At 48.3% G+C, this 20510-nt stretch carries 12 protein-coding genes and 1 tRNA gene; 9 read left to right on the top strand and 4 right to left on the bottom strand.

Translation table 11 applies throughout. The features are described from left to right. Positions 1-25: 25 nt before the first annotated feature. Positions 26-1294: a dicarboxylate/amino acid:cation symporter gene (locus M2137_RS01350; RefSeq protein WP_280764659.1), complete on the bottom strand. Its 1269-nt coding sequence runs from the start codon at positions 1292-1294 to the stop codon at positions 26-28. A gap of 70 nt (positions 1295-1364) precedes the next feature. Between M2137_RS01350 and M2137_RS01345 the strand changes: the two genes are divergently transcribed. From M2137_RS01345 to M2137_RS01335, 3 genes are all read left to right on the top strand, one after another. After that, on the top strand, positions 1365-2666 hold the full coding sequence (locus tag M2137_RS01345; RefSeq protein WP_280764658.1) for an alpha-L-fucosidase: 1302 nt from the start codon (positions 1365-1367) through the stop codon (positions 2664-2666). A 370-nt stretch (positions 2667-3036) separates the two neighbouring features. Continuing rightward, positions 3037-4224: a hypothetical protein gene (locus M2137_RS01340; protein ID WP_280764657.1), complete on the top strand. Its 1188-nt coding sequence runs from the start codon at positions 3037-3039 to the stop codon at positions 4222-4224. Positions 4225-4279: 55 nt separating this feature from the next. Further along, positions 4280-7990 carry a carboxypeptidase regulatory-like domain-containing protein gene (locus M2137_RS01335; RefSeq protein ID WP_280764656.1) on the top strand — a complete coding sequence of 1237 codons (3711 nt, stop codon included), beginning with the start codon at positions 4280-4282 and terminating at the stop codon, positions 7988-7990. A gap of 232 nt (positions 7991-8222) precedes the next feature. On the opposite strand, the gene M2137_RS01330 is transcribed toward M2137_RS01335, so the two are convergent. Then, positions 8223-8309 (bottom strand) — tRNA-Ser (locus tag M2137_RS01330). A gap of 139 nt (positions 8310-8448) precedes the next feature. On the opposite strand from M2137_RS01330, the gene mltG reads away from it, so the two are divergent. The 3 genes from mltG to M2137_RS01315 all read left to right on the top strand — a co-directional run bounded on the left by mltG (position 8449) and on the right by M2137_RS01315 (position 11790). Then, positions 8449-9492: an endolytic transglycosylase MltG gene (gene mltG, locus M2137_RS01325; RefSeq protein WP_280764655.1), complete on the top strand. Its 1044-nt coding sequence runs from the start codon at positions 8449-8451 to the stop codon at positions 9490-9492. 118 nt (positions 9493-9610) lie between these two features. Next, on the top strand, positions 9611-11212 hold the full coding sequence (locus tag M2137_RS01320) for a thiamine pyrophosphate-dependent enzyme (protein ID WP_280764654.1): 1602 nt from the start codon (positions 9611-9613) through the stop codon (positions 11210-11212). Beyond that, positions 11209-11790: an indolepyruvate oxidoreductase subunit beta gene (locus tag M2137_RS01315; protein ID WP_280764653.1), complete on the top strand. Its 582-nt coding sequence runs from the start codon at positions 11209-11211 to the stop codon at positions 11788-11790. Before M2137_RS01320 ends, M2137_RS01315 begins: the two co-directional genes overlap by 4 nt. Before the next feature lie 111 nt (positions 11791-11901). Here the strand turns inward: M2137_RS01315 and M2137_RS01310 are convergent, their stop codons facing one another. After that, the gene (locus M2137_RS01310) at positions 11902-13071 is read right to left on the bottom strand and encodes a proline dehydrogenase family protein (RefSeq protein WP_280764652.1); all 1170 of its coding nucleotides are present in this window, start codon (positions 13069-13071) and stop codon (positions 11902-11904) included. 93 nt (positions 13072-13164) lie between these two features. Beyond that, on the bottom strand, positions 13165-14796 hold the full coding sequence (gene pruA, locus M2137_RS01305) for an L-glutamate gamma-semialdehyde dehydrogenase (RefSeq protein ID WP_280764651.1): 1632 nt from the start codon (positions 14794-14796) through the stop codon (positions 13165-13167). Between the two features lie 410 nt (positions 14797-15206). On the opposite strand from pruA, the gene M2137_RS01300 reads away from it, so the two are divergent. From M2137_RS01300 to M2137_RS01290, 3 genes are read left to right on the top strand one after another with little or no spacing between them, the layout of a single operon-like run. Then, entirely contained in the window at positions 15207-17180 is a 1974-nt protein-coding gene (locus M2137_RS01300; RefSeq protein ID WP_280764650.1) for an alpha-L-arabinofuranosidase C-terminal domain-containing protein, read from the top strand. 5 nt (positions 17181-17185) lie between these two features. After that, entirely contained in the window at positions 17186-19567 is a 2382-nt protein-coding gene (locus tag M2137_RS01295) for a glycoside hydrolase family 127 protein (protein ID WP_280764649.1), read from the top strand. Then, the gene (locus M2137_RS01290; protein WP_280764648.1) at positions 19567-20259 is read left to right on the top strand and encodes an NUDIX domain-containing protein; all 693 of its coding nucleotides are present in this window, start codon (positions 19567-19569) and stop codon (positions 20257-20259) included. The genes M2137_RS01295 and M2137_RS01290 overlap by 1 nt, the downstream gene beginning before the upstream one ends. Positions 20260-20510: the final 251 nt, after the last annotated feature.

The following is a 20510-nucleotide window of genomic DNA, read 5'->3' as shown; positions in this document are numbered from 1 at the left end:
TTTAACAGGGCATTGTCTGCCGTTTCTATTTATCGACGATCACCGCAACGGTCGCATCACCGGTTACATTGACTGCCGTACGCATCATATCCAGCGGGCGATCGATCCCCAGAATCAATGCCAACCCTTCTGCCGGAATGCCGACCGAGGTGAGCACCATGGTCAGAATCACATAGCTCCCTCCCGGAATAGCCGGAGTGCCGATCGAAGAAAGAATCGTCATACCCAATATGGTAATTATCTGCATCAGGCTGAGATCGATGCCGATCACCTGGGCAATAAAGAGCACCGCTATCGTCTGGTAACAGGAGGTGCCATCCATATTGATTGTTGTCCCCACCGGAAGCACAAAGGAGGCAGTCTCTTTCGATACCTTCAGTTCCTTCTCCACCGTCTCCATCGTCACGGGGAGTGTAGCGGCACTGCTGCTGGTTGTAAAGGCAAAGAGTTGCACCGGATAGATCGCCTTGAGAAACTCTTTCACCTTCAGACGAGTGAAAAGACGGATCAGTAACGGATAAAACAATAACATCATGAAAAGCATCGCCGCTACAACAGTCAGGGCATATACACCCAAGGCACCGAACATACTGATATCTCCCCCGAAGTCGATCACCAGCCCTGCCATCAGAGCCGTTACACCGTACGGGGCAAACCGGATAATGTAGTCCACCATTTTGAGAATGACATCGTTCAATCCGTCGACCACCGCCATCACCGGGCGTATCTTTTCCGGGGAAATGGTCAAAGCAGCAATACCAAAGAAGATGGCAAAGAAGATCACCTGAAGCATTTTGGAATTATCGCCGGCTGCCTGAACAATGTTCTGCGGAATGATGTCGTTGAGAAAATGCAACGGTCCCTGACTCTTTGTCGCTTCAGCCTGCAGGGCCTTCTCGGCCACCTGACTGTGATATTGCTCTTGCATCGAAGCCACCTGCTCCCGGTTGACCAATTTACCCGGCTTTACCACAAGTCCTAAGCCCAAACCGAGGCAAACGGCAAAGGCCGTCGTGACCAGATAGATGGCAATAGTCTTCCCTCCCAGTTTGGAGAATTTGCTGATATCATTCAATCCGATCACTCCCTTGATCAGGGAGAAAAACACCAAGGGAATGGCGATCAGTTGCAACAGGCGTATAAAAACCTGCCCCCAGGGGCGTATCCAATCTTGTACGAAGTCGCCTCCATGAAGCGGCAAAGCGATAAGGCCAATGATGATGCCGACGATCATGCCTGCAAGGATTTGCAAATAGAGCGGAAAGGCGTTTCGTTTCTTTCTTTTTTCTGTCATCCGGGTTATGATTTATGCAAATATAGCTAATTCTTTTGTAGCTTTGTCAAGAACAGAAAAAACTAAACAAATGAAAAAAACACTTTTAACCTTATTAATCTGTGTCGGAACCATAGCTGGAGCAACCGCACAACAGGAATATCTCCCAACCGAAGCAAATCTGAAAGCACGCGAAGAGTTCAGAGACAATAAGTTTGGTATATTCATCCATTGGGGCATATACAGCATGATGGGTGATGGCGAATGGGTGATGCACAACAAAAACATCAATCATGCCGAGTATGCGAAACAGGCTTCCGCTTTCTATCCCATCCGGTTTAATGCCGCGGAATGGGTTGCAGCCATCAAAGCATCGGGGGCAAAATATATCTGCTTCACCTCACGCCATCACGACGGATTTTCGATGTTCGACACGCAATACTCCGATTACAATGTGGTCGATGCCACGCCCTTCAAAAGAGATGTGATCAAAGAACTGGCAGCCGAATGCCATAAGCAGGGAATAAAGCTCCATTTCTATTATTCCCACCTCGACTGGACGCGCGACGACTACTATCCGCTCGGACGCACCGGGCGAGGCACAGGTCGCACGACTCACGGAAAATGGGAAACCTATTATGCGTTTATGAACAACCAGCTTACCGAGTTGCTGACCAATTACGGTTCGATCGGTGCGATCTGGTTTGACGGCGTGTGGGATCACGACCAGGATCCGGGATTCGACTGGCAATTACCCGAACAATACGCCCTGATCCATCGCTTGCAACCTTCCTGCCTGATCGGCAATAACCACCATGTAACCCCTTTTCCGGGTGAAGATATCCAGATCTTCGAACGCGACCTGCCGGGCGAAAACAAAGCGGGCTTATCCGGACAGGATGTGAGCGCGCTGCCGTTGGAAACCTGTGAAACCATGAACCGCACCTGGGGCTATCGCGCGACCGACCAGGACTACAAAGACCTGAAAACACTGGTGCATTACCTGGTAAAGGCTGCCGGAAAGAATGCAAACCTATTGATGAATATCGGCCCGCAGCCCAATGGGGAACTGCCTGCCACTTCCGTGGAACGTCTGAAGCAAATCGGAGAATGGATGCAGGTATACGGCGAGACTATTCACGGAACCCGTGGCGGATTGGTCGCACCTCGTCCCTGGGGAGTAACAACGCAAAAAGACAACCGCCTGTTTGTGCATATCCTGGAGTTGGAAGACAAAGGATTATTCCTGCCGATAACCGACCGGAAAATCAAAAAAGCTACCTGTTTCAAGACTCAATCCCCTATAAAATTCAAGCAAGACAAAAACGGAGTGGTTCTGGAGTTGCCGGAGGTTCCGACCGATATCGACTATGTCGTAGAGTTGACTTTTTGACCCAAATCCAAAATAGCAAAATGTAAGCAAAAAGGCTATTTTGCTTTACAATATGATACGTTAAAAAATGTTTCTCCCGGGACTTTGTGAAAAAAGTCCCGGGAGTTTGCGTTTAAAGTCCCGCGATTTTGACAAAATGATATTTAGCTAAGGCCGATCTTCGATTCGTTTAGCGAAGTGTAAAGCAATTCGTCTGCTGCTCCAATGGGGAACAATTGGATGTTATTTTATCACAAATTGAGAATTATCCATTAAAAAAAGAAAAAACGGTGTGAACAATCCTTTTTCTTTGATTTTCAATGCGAAAAAAATATAATTTTGAACGTCAAACTAAATTCCAAGTTATTTAAACCTAATACCCATTACTCACATGAACAAAACATTGTTGACTCTCGCCTGCAGTCTTCTGATGTGCGCCACGACAGTAGCTGCCCAAACACAAAGCCAAGTATCCACGAATGAGCCGACTATCAAAGAGGCCAAGTTGATCACCAACCGTTTCATTGAACTGGATTGGAAAGGATCACAATTCATCCACAACGCCGGGCAATCGAAAGAGAATAACTCATTTAGTGCAACCGACTATTTTGAAGTTTTATTGGACAACCAGCTCATGGTTCAATCTGTTCCATGGTACTGGAACATCACAGACTATCCGTTAAACGGAGTTAAGATCAATCAGAATAAAACGACGATTCGCTTATCACCCGAACTGACTGCCGAGCAGATGAAGGCCTTGCAAGAGGGGACGAGCCGATTGACCGTGCGCATTGCCAATCCGGCGGTTACCGGCAGCGATGGAACACCGGCAAACAGCTCAGTCGTTTATCCGGTTGTTTATAAGCCCTATTATGATAAGATGGTTACTTCAAAAACCGGTATTCCCGTAAAAGGCAGTGAGTTCGTCGATATCCGCACCGTACAGAAAACGGCGGACATCATAGATGTTATCCTCTCCGCAGCTCCTCAGCTCATTATTGAGAAAATGCGCACCAGCAATGTGTTCTGTATTTTCGGTCCGGGCGAGCACTCCTATAACATACCGGAACACAGAGGTATCTTTATCCGGGATGCCTGGAACCGGGCAGAAGGATACGGTGGATTTGTCGCGGCTACCTCGGCCTGCAATGTCGAACGCAACGGTACGCATCCGGCCGACTACTACCCTGAGGGGTATGCAAGCCGCTATGCCGACGAATGTATTTTAGCCCATGAGTTCGGCCACGGAATACATTCGGCATTCAACGCCGTCTATCCGGAAGGATCGTCGCTCAGGGATGAACTTGCCGAGGCTTTTGCCAATGTTACCGCCAATAATATGTGGACGCCATACGTGAGAGAGGGGCGCGGCGGAAGCGAGTATTTTGCTACGCTGACGGCGGTTTGGTATAACGCAATGGCAGAGGGCAACAGCGCCGGTTGCAATACACGCGAGGAGCTATACACTTACGACCGTAAGGGATATGACTTTTTCAGCAAGATATTCTCCTCCTACCATATGGTGCTTGATAAGAACTGGGGCGATGTGTTGAATACTGCCCATCCTTCATCCCGTTAGTCGGCCTCTCAACCGATCTGTCGAACGAACACGTCAATAACTAATCTGTCTTCGTATGAAAAAGCTATTTTTACTAAGTCTATTGTTTATGGTCGGCCTCTGTCCATTGGATGCGCAGCTACACATGAGAACCTCCGACCCAGAACCCGATACCGCCAATAGGTGCGAAACAGTCTCGGACGCGGATATCGTTCGCCAATTCGTAGTAGATGATAAACACGCCGGTGAATTTTGTACGGAAAATGCGGTGACTCAGAGGGAATTTGAACCGAATTCCATCTTGACCAATGGGGTGGTGGATCCTTTTTTCGCCGGAGGGGGCACGTTGTTTTTCCCTACGGACAGACCTTCCGGCAAGGCTAAGATCTACGTGATTGCCGTGGATTTTGCCGACTTGAAGGGCGAGGTGGGTGTATCTTACGGCTTGCAGAGAAATATCTTCCGCAACCAGGGATCTGTTTACGATTTGTCTAATCCGCAGGTTCTTTACGAGAGTACCTTTTTCGGTTCCAACGGCTTTGCCGGATCGCCCGGGTACCACTATTACGGAGCGAATGGCTTAAAGAATATGCCTCCTGCCCATTTCACCTGGGAAAGTACTGATCCGGCCGACGACTTCAAGGGATTGATACAGATCGTCAACGAGATTTCCCTGGGTAAAATGGAGATCGAGGTAGAATGTCTCAATAAGCGGCTGGCAGAGGTGCAGGGGCTTGATCCGGAAACGGGCAGATGGCCTTGGTTTCACCTGGACGGGCCGATGATAGGCTATGCCGTGCAGGGGCCTGCCGATTGTGAAGATTACCGCCAGTTCGCCCGGCTCCATCAGGCGGGCATCGATGCGGCTTATCGCGACATACCGGGTCTGGATATAGAAGATATTGACTTTATTTACACAATCGTGCCCATCAATGCCTTCGGTCATCGGGCAGGACTGCAGGGAGGCGGTGGCCTCGATACCTCCTTCTCCTTTAACGACCAGGCGCTCCCGCAGCGCGAAAGCGAATTTCGCCATGAGCCGGGTGTCAAAACCCGGGAAGGTCGCGTAGTGGGTTCCGGCGTGTTCGGCATAAAAAACCTATGGTCGCGCGGTGACCCCAGGCATGCTGTCAGCATCAGTATGCATGAATTCCTGCATGGCATGGGTATGTTCGATGATTATTACTATGGTTGGATGCCCTGGCTCGACGGAAAAAGCGTCAATAGCGCCGTCAATTACAGGAATACCGGCGAGAGCACCGTTGGCCAAAAGTTCGGAAAAGACACGCAGGATCTCACAGCTTGGAGGAAATTTCGCACGGGTTGGATCCCAGATAATGAGGTTAAAGTGATATTGCCTGGCGAAAAAGAGATCGTTACCGTCCGCGCCTTAAGCAGTTACCCGGGCGACGGCGGCAGCTATACGGACGATCCGGCTATTGAGACCAGGATGGTTGTGATACCCAAGGAATGGCGTACCCGCGATACTTTTGGAGCATTATGGGGCAATGGTTGGAATCCCCAAAAAGGAAACTACAACTGGTACGACTGGTTTACCAACCCGTGGGTGGGCGGCGAAACGCATGCCATCAAATCTTTCCCGACTTTCTATGCGTTAGAAGTACGCAAACCATTGGGTGCCGACAATACCATGAATGGCGACAATAGCGGCGTGGTGATCAATATGATTGCCAATCCCACATGGGAAACCGGCCACGGCGCGGGGGGCTTTAAATTATGTACCGGCAATAGTGGCCTGAAAGAGGGCGATGTCTGGCAAGATCCCAATCTCGGCCTCAGGGTTAGGGTTCTTGAAAGCAACGAATTCTATGATAAAATAGAGGTTGAGTATACCGGAGTAGCTACGACGACCGTGAACGAAGCCTTTCCCGGTCCTGCCAAGCACGTTTACCAGGGTGTATTGACGGCCTCCGACAACTACGTACAACCTGATGATCTCTTTACGGTAGACTTCGATATTTTCACCCTCGGCACCTCTGCTGTGAACGATATCCAGAGCCCGGCTACCGAACCCACGCCTGCTGCGCCTTACAATAACGGCGTTATTCGTGTGGCCACTCCGCTGGGTGTGCCGGGCGGAGTCGCCGGATACCGGATGATCGTTCGGTTCGACGCGGCTCATATTGAATATGTGTCAACGCATAATTCCAATGATTTCACCTACGAGATCGATACTGCAGACGCTTCCAAGGGCAGGCTCACCATCACGGCCTCGGGCGACCGAATGGTCAATAAGGACACTATTCTCAGCCTGAAGTTCAGAGCCAAAACCGATGCGGCGGCAGGAGAACATGCTATTGATGCTACGATTACTGACGTAACGCTATTCAATTGGCGTGGCCAGGTGTTGAAAGCCGGCGATCCGGGTTTCGATGGCGTAGGAACTATCAAGGATGCAGCGGGGAAGGCCAGCACCGATCCTTTGGCAGATCTTTATAAATATTACGTTAAAGACAATATATTGTGTTACTACGACTACACCGATTATGAACCGGCCATTTTCAGTCGCGGCGGAACAGTGTATGTAGGCAATGCCCCGCGCTACACCGTGAGCGGACGGATCGTTTGCGACACTCCGGGGCCGGCTCCCGGCAGTTTCATCGGCGTAGAATCGGAAGTGACGCTCTTCAATAGTGCCGATCAGGTCGTAGCGAGAGCGAAATCCGACTGGGACGGCAATTATCATATACCCGGTGTGCCGGCCGGTACGGGCTACTATGTTACGGCGGAAAAGTCAAGCTATTTCTCTGGCGAAGGAAGCGCTTTTGCTGTGACCAACACCGATATAATAACCGAAACCATACAGTTGCACCGCCTGACCTATAAGGTAAGCGGAACCGTCTACGGTGGCGAGAAATCCGATGGTAGCGACGCCACACCTTTGGCGGGTGTCGACGTATATATCTTGAATATAGGCAACGCTTACAAAATATTGGGCGGGCCTTACAAGACGGATGCGCAGGGTAGATATGAGATCGATGCCAGGGTAGAGAGCCGGAACAAACCCTTCGCTGCGGTGGCAGTGGATGTGAGCGGAACCGGATTCGGTCACCATATACGGGTGAAAGATGCACGAGCCGGTGAATTGTATCTGAACCTGGGACGGAGTTATGGCTTAGATCCCAATGATCGTGTCTATCCGGCCAACAAGGCGGTGTATGGAGTCGGCGGCGGTTACAATTTCTTACTGGCCTCCAATGTAACGGACAGGGATATCACCCTAAGCAAATGGCAGGAGGTTCACCTGCGCACCGGTACGAAATCCACCGAGATATCCTACCAACTGAAAACGTTGGATGGCGTTCCCGTTGGCGACCCATTGCAAAGCGTAGGCACCGACGATGGCGACGATATTTTGCGTGATGTCCCGGCGGGCGGTCCCTATTACGTCGAGGTGAGTAGACCCGGCTATATGAGTGCCTGCACCATGCCGTTCTCTGTGAATACCACGCGGGTGTTCCTACGTAATGCATTTGCCAGCAACACACTGGATCTGGTCGAAAAGAACCATACCGAAAACATTACCGGCACGGTGACCGATGCCAAAACAGGTCGGCCTTTGGCAGGCGTAGCCATCACGGTGGTACCCTACAATGCCGGCTTTGGCAAGGGCGTACCCGTATACTCGGATAAAAACGGGACATTTTCCTATCCCGACATCCCGGGAGAAAAAGATATCGTCTTTAGCAAAAAGGGATATAAAGATCATGTTCTCAACGTCCGAAGTGGTACACCTGCCGGATTGTCCATAAAACTGACCCCGTAAATAGCCAAAAATTAAGAAACGTCATTTTGACAAAATGATATTTTGCCGGGAGAATCTCATCAAAAACCCGGGACTTTGTGAACAAAGTCCCGGGAGTTAGTATTTGTTAACAATTGAAGTGTAAGTAAAAGGAGTAAGTTTTGGCCAAAAATGCCACTTTCTGCTTACACATTGATTTGGGAGTTTTGTTCAGGTTCGGGCACAAAAAAAGCCTGAAAATTCAGGCTTTTTGCGGAAGCGGCGAGATTCGAACTCGCGGATACCTTACGATATCGTCAGTTTAGCAAACTGGTGGTTTCAGCCACTCACCCACACTTCCTTCATTTCCCGGGTTTATTCTTTGGGAATTGCGCTGCAAAGATAGCCGTAATTTTCAATAAACAAAGCCTTTTAGCGCGTTTTTTAAAGAAAAAGATGCTACTTTTGCTGCTTATTCTGATAGTCAAAGCATTATAAAGATGGGTGTTACCAAACGTTCCAAATGGGTCATTGCTTTAGGGATCCTTTTTAGTTTACTGCTTGTTGCCGCAGCGGCAGGGTATTGGCTGTATCAAACGGCTATGCGTCCCAATTTCAACCCCTCCGACAGGGTCTATGTCTATGTGGATGAGCGAAAAAATTTCGATGATTTATGCGCCCAATTGACTGATTCCGCCGCCTGCTCAAACGAGGGAAGCTTTCGTTGGTTGGCCAATCGCTTGCATTATCCCGAGACCATGCGTACGGGCCGTTATGCGGTAGAGCCGGAAATGAGTAACCTGGATCTATTGAATCGACTGCGACGCGGGCAGCAAACTGCTACGCGTATTACCTTTAATAATATACGTTTCCTGGAAGATCTGACCCGACGGCTGGACGAACAGCTGATGCTCTCGTCCGAAGATATTCTGAACCGCCTGACCGATCCGGCCTATTGCGATTCGTTGGGCTTCGATCTGGAGACAATCCGTTGTTTGTTTATTCCGAACACCTATGAGGTCTATTGGAACATATCGCCCGACGCTCTTTTAACCCGCATGAAACGGGAGTATGATGCTTTCTGGACGGACGAACGCCGGAAGAAGGCGGAGTCGATCGGGCTGACTCCGACAGAGGTGGCTGTCTTAGCCTCTATCGTAGAGGAAGAGACGGCTGTGGCGGATGAGTTTCCGGTGGTAGCCGGTCTTTACATCAATCGTCTTCACCGGGGCATGCTTTTGCAGGCCGATCCGACGGTGAAATATGCCGTGGGTGACTTTATGCTTCAACGTATTCTTTATGTGCATCTCGAGGTGGATTCGCCTTATAATACCTATATCTATCCGGGCTTGCCACCCGGGCCGCTTCGTATTCCTTCCATTCAGGGACTGAATGCGGTATTAAACTATGCGAAACACAACTACCTCTATATGGTTGCCAAGGAGGATTTTTCCGGTAGGCATAATTTTGCCTCTACCCTGCGGGAACACAACAACAACGCAAACCGCTACCGGCAGGAACTCAACCGAAGGAATATTCGATAGGTTTTTGTCGGTGATAAAACCAAAAGGCGTATATTTGTAGGCGTCACAGCGCGCCATTGTGCGTCATAACGTGCCGAAACATAATTAGTCAACAATCATCATAGAAAACATAATCTATATGGGAAAACATCTTTTTTTAGGGGATGAGGCCATTGCGCAAGCGGCTATCGACGCCGGCCTTTCCGGTGTCTATGCCTATCCGGGAACCCCTTCCACTGAAATCACGGAATATATCCAGGCTTCCCCGATCGCGAAGGAACGTGGCATTCACAGCCGATGGAGCACAAACGAGAAAACGGCGATGGAAACAGCCCTGGGAATGAGTTATGCAGGGAAGCGAACCCTTTGCTGTATGAAACATGTGGGGCTGAATGTGGCTGCCGACTGCTTTATGAATGCTGCGATGAGCGGGATTCATGGCGGGATGATTATTGTTACGGCCGACGACCCTTCGATGCACTCCTCCCAGAACGAGCAAGACAACCGCTTCTATGGCAACTTTGCTATGATTCCTATATTGGAACCTTCCAATCAACAGGAGGCATATGACATGGTATATGATGGCTTTGCTCTTTCTGAAAAATTGGGTTATCCTATCCTGTTGCGTATCACCACTCGTATGGCGCATTCCCGTGCCGGTGTGGTTACCCGTCCGCAAAAGGAAGAGAATCCAATGAGTACACCGGCGGATGGCCGTCAGCGTTTTGTGCTTCTTCCTGCTCTGGCTCGCAAACGCTATAAAGTATTATTAGAGGCGCAGGATGTTTTTACCAAAGAATCGGAAGAGTCAACCTACAACCAATATTTCGATGCACCCAATAAAGAACTGGGAATCATTACCACCGGTATCGCGTTCAACTACCTGTCGGAGAATTATCCCGAAGGCTTCGAACACCCGGTATTGAAGATTACCCAGTATCCTCTTCCACGCAAAATGGTAGAGAAACTGGCCGCTGAGTGTAAAGAGATCCTGGTACTGGAAGAGGGTTTCCCTATGGTGGAAGAACAACTGAAAGGATACCTGAATAAAGGAGTTATCGTTCACGGACGATTGGACGGAACGCTGCAACGCGAAGGCGAACTGAATCCCGACGCGGTAGGCCGCGCACTGGGCAAAAAGATCGAGAGTTTCTATGCGATACCGGAAGTCGTAGAGCAACGCCCGCCTGCCTTGTGTCAGGGATGTGGCCACCGCGATGTGTATGAAGCATTGAATGAAGTGTTGTTAGAATATAATGGAGCGGCCAAAGTGTTCAGCGATATTGGCTGTTACACACTGGGTGCCTTGCCTCCTTTCCGCGCGATCGATACCTGTATCGATATGGGTGCCTCTATCACCATGGCGAAAGGGGCTTCCGATGCCGGCCTATTCCCGGCTGTATCGGTGATTGGCGACTCCACCTTTACCCATTCCGGCATGACCGGTCTGTTGGACTGTGTGAACGAGAATACACCGATCACCATCATTATCTCCGACAATGAGACCACCGCTATGACGGGAGGACAAGACTCTGCCGGCACAGGCCGAATCGAATCTATCTGCGCCGGGATCGGGGTGGATCCGACTCATATCCGCGTGATGGTGCCTTTGAAGAAGAATTTCGAAGAGATGAAAACCATCATCCGCGAAGAGATCGAATACAAAGGCGTGTCGGTGATTATCCCACGCCGCGAGTGTATCCAAACCTATGCCAGAAAACGTAAAGCCGCAAAGAAATGAAAATAGATATTATCCTATCCGGAGTAGGAGGCCAGGGCATCCTCTCCATCGCCGCCGTCATTGGCGAAGCAGCCCTGAAAGAGGGGTTGTATATGAAACAAGCTGAAGTACATGGCATGAGCCAGCGTGGAGGCGATGTGCAATCCAACCTGCGTTTGTCTGATAAGCCGATCGCTTCCGACCTGATTGCCTTGGGACAGGCCGATCTGATCATCTCCTTGGAGCCGATGGAAAGCCTGCGCTACCTGCCTTTCCTGAAGAAAGATGGTTGGTTGGTGACCAATTCACAGCCTTTCATCAACATCCCGAATTATCCGGAGATGGAAAAGGTAGAGGCAGAACTGAATAAACTGCCGCACAAAGTGGTATTAGATGTGGAGGCCATCGCGAAAGAGGTAGCCACCAGTCGCGCCGCCAATATCGTGATGCTGGGCGCTGCCGCTCCTTTCCTGAAAATCGATTTCGAAAAGATCGAAGAGGGCATACGCAGTATCTTCGGACGTAAGGGTGAAGAGGTGGTCGAAATGAACCTCAAAGCCTTGAAAGCCGGCTATGATGTAGCCCAAAGCATGCAATAGTTTTAGAGTAGTCAGCAGTCGCTGTGCTCCTTAGAAGTCAGAGTAGTTAAGTTGCAATATTATATTTTGCTACTTAACTACTCTGACTACTTTGACTACTCTAACTCCTGACTACTCTTTCTTCCTGCGATTCATTTCAATCTGCAACATACGCAATTCGCGTCCGGTTTGTCCTTTTACCGAGGTATTTTCTTCGGCACGCCGCAACAGGTAAGGCAGTACATCGCGTACCGGTGCGTAAGGCACATACTTGGTTACATTATAACCTGCATGCGAGAGGTTGAAAGATATATTATCACTCATGCCCATCAGTTGCGAGAAGAAGATGCGGGGATTATCGCGTTTCAGCCCTTTTTCGTCGATCAGTTTCGCCAGTTTGTAGTTGCTCTCCTCATTATGGGTACCCATAAAAAGCTCCATCCGGTCGATATGCTCCACGACAAACGCCACGCCGGCATCAAAATTATCGTCGGTCGCCTGTTTGTCTTTGCAGATCGGATCAGGATAACCCATTTCAGCCGCGCGTTTTCTCTCCTCCTCCATATAGGCGCCGCGCACGAACTTAATGCCCGGATAATAACCCTTTTCGATGGAATCATCCAGAATGCGTTGCAGGTAAGGCATACGGTCGTGGCGATACATCTGCAGGGTAGCAAACACAATCGGCCGCTCTTTGTTGAACTCACGCATGGCCTCATCCGTCAATTCATCGATCGCATCCTGAAAACAATAATCTTCGGCATCGACCAAAATGCGCACATCGTTATCGTAGGCGCGGCGGCAGAGAGCCATAAAGCGCTCTTTAAACTCCCGGAACTCTTTGATCTCATCAATGGTAAGCTCTTTGCGTTTCTCAGAAGCTTTGCAGAGTATCTCATCACGGGTGATGGTGGATGGCTTAAACACGGCGTAGGCAATGTTCGGATTTGCTTTGGCATTGTCGACAGAGCGCAATGTTTCGTGGAAGGTGGCTTCTATGCCTTTGGGTGTTTGTTCTCCTTCGGCCGAGAAGTCCATGGTCGATTTTACATTGAATTTCTCTAAGTAAGAGACAATTTTGCGACACTCTTCCAGCGTTTCCCCGCCGACAAACTGTTTGTAAAGTGTCGGTTTCACGATCCATGCCAGTGGGAAATGAATCTTTATAGCGATATTGGATGCCCATTTACCCGCTTTCACTATCCAGGGATACTTCATCACGGTATAGAGCATATAGGCGTTTTGTAACTCTTTCTTTGACTTAGAAGAAAAAGCTATTTCGGTATTATTAAAGTCTAACATAGTATTTTATCAAATTGATAATTGACAATTGATAATTGATAGAAAGAATTTCTTCTACTATCAATTATCAATTATCCATTATCCATTATTGTGTTATTCTTCTCCCAAGAACGGATATTTATAGTCGGTTGGTGGAACCAACGCCTCTTTGATACAGCGAGGATTAGTCCAGCGAATCAGATTTAACGGGCCTCCCGCCTTATCGTTCGTTCCGGAAGCACGAGAGCCACCAAACGGTTGCTGAGCAATCACCGCGCCGGTCGATTTGTCGTTGATATAGAAGTTACCGGCTGAATAACGCAGTTTATTAAACGCAGTCTGCAATGCGTAACGGTCGCGGGCGAAGATAGAACCTGTCAGTGCATACGGAGAGGTCTTATCGCATATATCCAATGTCTCTTCGTATTTGTTATCGTCGTAAACATACACCGTAATAACCGGGCCGAAGATCTCTTCTACCATGCTCTTGAATTGCGGATTGGTTGTTTCAATCACCGTAGGTTCTACAAAATAACCTACCGATTTATCGCATCCGCCACCAAAGATAATCTTCGCATCCGATGCCTCTTTCGCAAAGTCGATATAACTCTTGATGTTGTCAAACGAAGCTTCGTCGATCACCGCGTTGAAGAAGTTGGTGAAGTCGGTCGGATCACCCATCTTTATCTCTTTCAGCATGCCGCCGATCTGCTCTTTGATCTCTCCCCAGAGTGATTTAGGAATATAAGCGCGGGAAGTAGCCGAACATTTCTGTCCCTGATATTCAAAAGCACCACGCACAATTGCCGTTGCCACCTCCAAGGTCGGAGAAGAAGGATGTACGAAGATAAAGTTCTTTCCGCCTGTCTCACCGACAATCTTCGGATAGGATTTATAGTTTTCCAGATTATTAGCCATCCCGCGCCACAAGGTGTTGAAGGTAGCGGTCGATCCGGTGAAGTGGAAACCGGCCAGATCCGGGCTTGCCGTAATCACTTTGCCGATCACGCTGCCCTGTCCGGGAATGAAGTTGATGACGCCATCGGGCAATCCTGCCTCCTGGAATACTTTCATCAACAGGTAATTGGAGTGAATAGCCGTAGTCGATGGTTTCCAAACCGCCACATTACCCATCATCGCCGGTCCCATATTCAGGTTAGAAGCGATCGACGTGAAGTTGAACGGGCTGAGCGAGAAGACGAAACCTTCCAGTGCGCGGTATTCCATACGGTTCAGGATGCCTTTATCAGAATAGGGTTGATCGGCATAGATCTGTCCGGCATAGTAAGCGCTGTAACGCAGGAAGTCGATCAACTCACACGGTGCATCGATCTCTGCTTGGAAAGGACTCTTACTCTGTCCCATCATCACCGAGGCGTTCAATAGATAGCGGTATTTAGTGGCAAACAATTCGGCCACACGCATCATAATAGATGCACGCTCCAACCAAGGCAATTCAGACCATTCCTTATGAGCTGCCATAGCGGCGTCGATAGCCATTTGCACCTCTTTCTCACCAGCTTTATGGTATGTGGCCAACACATGTTTGTGGTTATGCGGCATCACCACCTTACCGGTATTCCCGGTGCGAACTTCTTTCCCCCCAATAATCAAAGGAATATCCCACTCTTCGGAACTAACTTGCGCAATGGCTTTTTTTAACTCTTTTTTCTCACTTGATCCTGGCGCATAAGCCTTAACCGGTTCATTTCCCGGATTTGCAAATCTGTAAATAGCGTTGTTCATTGTACGTTTAAATTATTTCTGCGTTTATACTATGAATTTTGCCCGTAAACGTAGTAATTATTTTTGAGAAAGCGATTTAGGAAGCGTTAAAAATAATAACCGTACGGATGCCCCGGCAATTTGTTGGCCGACCATGCTCAGCCATTTGGTCGACCATGCTCAGCCAACTGGTCGACCATGCTCGACCAGTTGGTTCACCATGCTCGGCCAGCAAGTTCTCCCAGATAAAAATGACAGCGACAGAAATATGTTATAAAACAGGGTGTGCGTGATTTGTTTTGTAAAGTGTTGATTATACACTAAAAAATAAATATACTTGCAAAACTAAAGCCGGATCGCTTTGTTCCGGTTGGAATAGTCCCTGAAGATAGCAGTTATTCCTAATTATTATATACAATAAAATTGACATTATGAAGAAGAACTATTTGAAAGCATTGTGTTTGGGTGCCTTATTGGCTGGGAGTGCCGGTCTGTCTGCGCAGCAGGCGTATGAATTGACGCTGGATACCAAAAAGGTAGGCGCAGAGATTAAACCAACCATGTACGGACTGTTTTTTGAAGACATCAACTTTGCGGCTGATGGTGGTTTGTACGCGGAGATGGTGAAGAACCGTTCGTTTGACTTCCCGCAGAACCTGATGGGATGGTACACATTCGGAAAGGTGGCAATTAGTAAGGAGAATGCTCCTTTTGCGAACAACCCGAACTATGTGATCCTTTCCAATTCGGGACACGGGCATAAATATACCGGAATTGAAAATGAAGGTTTCCGTGGAATGGGCTTCAAGGCGAATGCCGACTATCGTTTTTCGGTATGGGCCAAGAAAGTGAATGCGGCGGGCAATCAGAAGATACGCATCAATCTGTTGGACGATAAGAATAATATCATAGCCAATAAGGATTTGGAAATTACCTCGAATGATTGGAAAAAGTACGAGATAAAGATTGCTCCGAATAAGACGGTAGACAAAGGACGTTTGCGCATTTTCCTGGCATCCGAAGGTTCGGTAGCGTTGGAGCATGTATCGCTTTTCCCGACAGATACCTACAAAGGACGTGAGAACGGACTTCGTGCTGACCTGGCTCAGGCATTGGCCGATCTGAATCCGGGTGTATTCCGTTTCCCCGGTGGATGTATCGTAGAGGGTACCGATCTGGAAACGCGTTATGACTGGAAGAAAAGTGTCGGACAGGTAGAAAACCGCCCGTTGAACGAAAACCGTTGGCATTATACCTTTACCCACCGTTTCTTCCCCGACTATTTCCAGAGCTACGGATTAGGGTTTTATGAATTTTTCCTGTTGTCGGAAGATATTGGCGCTGAGCCGCTGCCGGTACTCAACTGCGGATTGGCTTGTCAGTATCAGAATGATGACGAACATGCGCATGTGCCGGTAGACGGTCTGGAATGTTATATTCAGGATGCGCTCGATTTGATCGAGTTTGCCAATGGTCCGGTTACTTCCACCTGGGGTAAATTGCGTGCCGAAATGGGACATCCGGAGCCGTTCAACCTGAAATATGTAGGAATCGGTAACGAACAATGGGGATCGGAATATGTAGATCGTTTGCCGCCGTTTATTAAAGCGATCCGTGAGAAATATCCGGAAATTAAGATTATCGGTAGCTCAGGCCCTTCGGCTGATGGTAAGCAATTCGATTATCTCTGGCCGGAAATGAAACGCTTGAAAGTGGATCTGGTGGATGAACACTATTACAAAGAGCCGAAATGGTTCTTAGATAACGCAGCACGTTATGACGGATACGACCGCAAAGGTCCGGCTGTCTTTGCCGGAGAATACGCAGCTCACGACCATCCGACAGGCAAGCAGAACAACTTCAACTCGGCGCTTGCCGAAGCAGCTTTCATGACCGGTCTGGAAAGAAACGCTGACATTGTTCATATGTGTACTTATGCACCGTTGTTTGCCCATTACGATGGCTGGCAGTGGAATCCCGACCTGATCTGGTTCGACAACCTGCGCGTGGTAAAGACGCCTAACTATTATGTGCAACAGATCTATGCGAAGAATACGGGAACAAACGTATTGAAGCTATTGCAGGGCAAGACCCCGTTGACCGGACAGGATGGATTGTATGCCTCCGCCGTATGGGATAAGAACGAAAGCTGTTATATCGTGAAGGTGGTGAATACGGCTACTTCTGCGAAAGAGGTACAGATTACGTTGACCGGCCTGAAGAAAAATACCGCTTTGTCTTTGGGTGAATGCATTATGATGCAGGATAATGACCTGAAGAAATTCAATACATTGGATGAACCATCCCTTATTGCTCCTAAAAAAACCACCGCTTCTTTAGAAGGCCATGTGTTGAAGTTGAAGGCACAGAGCCAATCATTCAATATCTATAAGATCAAACGATAAAAAAAATGAGTAAAATGAGTAAAAACCTATTGATTGTTGGACTACTATCTGTGGCATTCCTTGCGAATGCCCAGATAGCTCCCCAAGTGAATTATTTTGATTTGCAGGATGTAAGACTATTAGATGGTCCTTTTAAAAATGCGGAAAACCTGGATAAACAATATCTATTGGAGATGGAAGCCGATCGCCTGTTGGCTCCTTTCTTGCGTGAAGCCGGCCTGACTCCTAAGAAGGAAAGCTATACGAATTGGGAGAATACCGGATTGGACGGGCATATCGGCGGGCATTATGTGTCGGCTCTTTCCCTTATGTATGCCTCTACGGGCGATAAGCAAATCAAAGAGCGATTAGATTATATGCTGTCGGAATGGAAGCGTTGCCAGGATGCCAACGGCAATGGTTATATCGGTGGTGTGCCGGGTGGTAACGCCATGTGGGCCGATGTGGCAAAGGGTAATATCCGTCCCGGTGGTTTCGACCTGAATGGTAAGTGGGTGCCACTCTATAACATCCATAAGACCTATGCCGGATTGCGTGATGCCTACCTGCATGGCGGAAGTGAGATGGCGAAGGAGATGCTTGTCAAGATGGCAGACTGGGCGATCGCCTTGATATCGAACCTAACGGATGAGCAGGTGCAATATATGTTGCGCAGCGAACACGGAGGTTTGAACGAGACTTTTGCCGATGTGGCAGCGATCACCGGTGATCAGAAATACCTGCAACTGGCACGTCGCTTTTCTCATCAGCATTTGCTTGTGCCTCTGATGCGCGAAGAGGATACCCTGACCGGTGTGCATGCCAATACGCAAATACCGAAAGTGTTGGGATACAAACGTATCGCCGACCTGGAAGGTAACGAAGAATGGTCGGAAGCAACGCGTTTCTTTTGGGAAACAGTGGTGGCCAATCGTTCGGTTAGCATTGGTGGAAACAGTGTGCATGAGCATTTCAACCCAACAGACGACTTTTCGGAACTGATTCGCAGCATCGAAGGCCCGGAAACCTGTAATACCTACAACATGCTTCGCCTGAGCCGTATGCTCTATCGTACCTCGATGGACAAACGCTACCTCGACTACTACGAGCGAGCGATCTATAATCATATCCTGGGATCGCAGCATCCCGAGGGTGGCGGTTTGGTTTATTTCACCCAGATGCGTCCGGGACATTACCGTGTCTACTCGCAACCGCATACCAGTATGTGGTGCTGTGTGGGATCAGGCATCGAGAACCATTCGAAATATGGCGAGATGATTTATGCGCATAGCGGCAATAATCTCTACGTCAACCTCTTTATTCCTTCTCAACTTACTTGGAAAGAAAAGAATGTAACGATCGTTCAAGAGACACGTTTCCCCGATGAGGCAACGACGCGACTGACCATTCAGCCCAAGAAAACAACAGCTTTCACGTTGAACCTGCGTTGTCCTGCCTGGGTGAGTCCGGCGGAACTCACGGTGAAGGTGAATGGAAAAGCGGTGGCGGTCGCCCCCGACGCGAAGGGTTTTCTGGCGGTAAATCGCAAATGGAAGAAGAACGATGTGGTCGAGATGGAGATGCCGATGCACCTGACTGCCGAGCAACTGCCTGATAAATCGAACTATTATTCCTTTATGTACGGTCCCTTGGTGTTGGCTGCTAAGACCGGAACGGAAAATATGACCGGTCTCTATGCCGACGACAGCCGCGGAGGACATATTGCTCACGGCACGCCTCTTCCTTTGAAAGACATGCCGATTGTTGTTAGTGACGCCGGTCGTGTAGTCGATGCCGTGCGCAAACAACCGGGAGAAGGGCTTCGTTTTACCTTGTCGAATCTCTATTCCGAGAAATACCCTGAACAGATGGAGTTGATTCCTTTCTTCCGTTTGCACGATAGCCGTTATATCATCTACTGGCCACAGACAACCAAAGATGGATTGGATGCCTTGAAGCGCAAGATCGAGCAGGAAGAAAAGGAACGTGTGGCATTGGATGCTGTCACGATCGATGGCGTGAAAACCGGACAGCAACAGCCCGAATCCGACCATTTTATTCAGTCGGAGAACTCCAACACAGGCTTTAGCGATGAGGTGCATTGGCGTCAGACCCGGGGAGGATGGTTTAGCTATCAGTTGAAAAACGAAGAAGGAAAAGCCCAGCAGTTGTATGTGAGTTTCCTGGAAGATACGCGTCCCCGTCAGGTGGAGATCTACCTGAACGATGAACTGCTTGCCTCTGTCCTTTCCGAAGATAAACAGGCAGGTTCCATTTGGACAGCGACCTATACAATTCCCGAGAATCTTCGTGGAAATAAAATTTTAACTGTTAAATTTGCGGCGCAAAGAAACGCCCAATCAACTAAGATCGTAGAAGTAAGGTTGTTGGAAAATAAAAAACAATAATGACAGCAGCATTTTATAAAGAGCAGCATAAATTTTTTGTAGCAGTCGACTGTATTATTCTGGGTTTTAAGAATGGAAAATTATACCTGTTGATCTCTAAACGTAAATTCGAACCACTCAAAGGACAGGATACCCTGATGGGGGGATTCCTACGTACACACGAAAGCCTTTCGGAAACCGTATCCCGCGTTGTTTATGAATACACAGGCATTGAAGATGTGTATATGGAACAGGTGGGAGCCTATGGGGAGATGGAGCGTGATGAGGGAGAACGGGTTATCTCGGTCGGTTATTATGCCCTGATCGATCTGGAGATGTTCGATGAAGAGCGTTGCAAGATTCATGATGCCCGTTGGAAAGAGCTGGAGAAAGTCGGTAAATTGATATTCGACCATAACCTGATCCTGGAAGATACGATCGATCTGTTGCGCAGAAAAGCGGCTACGCAACCTATCGGGTTCAATATGTTGCCGGAGAAGTTTACGTTGCCGCAGCTGCAATCTCTTTATGAAGCCATTTATCAGACAGCCTTCGATAAGCGCAATTTCCGCAAGAAAATGTTGGAAATGGATATCTTAGAGAAGCAGGAAGACAAGGATAAATCAAGCTCCAAACGAGGTGCTTTCTATTATAAATTCAACAAAGAGAAATACGATCAGCTACTGGAAAAGGGATCTTACTTTTCCATCTGATAACATGAAAAATGAGAACTAAAGGATGAAGAATTATTTGCAATAAATAATTCTTCATCTTTTTTTGTTATACTGCGGTTTCGCAAAGTATAGAGGCGGAGGGTGAGGAGATGTCAGCGGCAGACCCAACAGAGAACCCTCTTTATGTAAAATAGGCTTACACAAAGTATTATGTAAACTAAAATAACATAAATATTAGTAGGTATGGGTGATAAAGCAAAAAATGTTTCTACTTTTGTGCCTTAATATGC

The organism is Parabacteroides sp. PFB2-10 (genome assembly GCF_029893085.1).
Lineage (GTDB): Bacteria > Bacteroidota > Bacteroidia > Bacteroidales > Tannerellaceae > QVMG01.
Note: the sequence above shows the minus strand (reverse complement) of the source record. Positions and strands in the feature narration are given on the sequence as shown.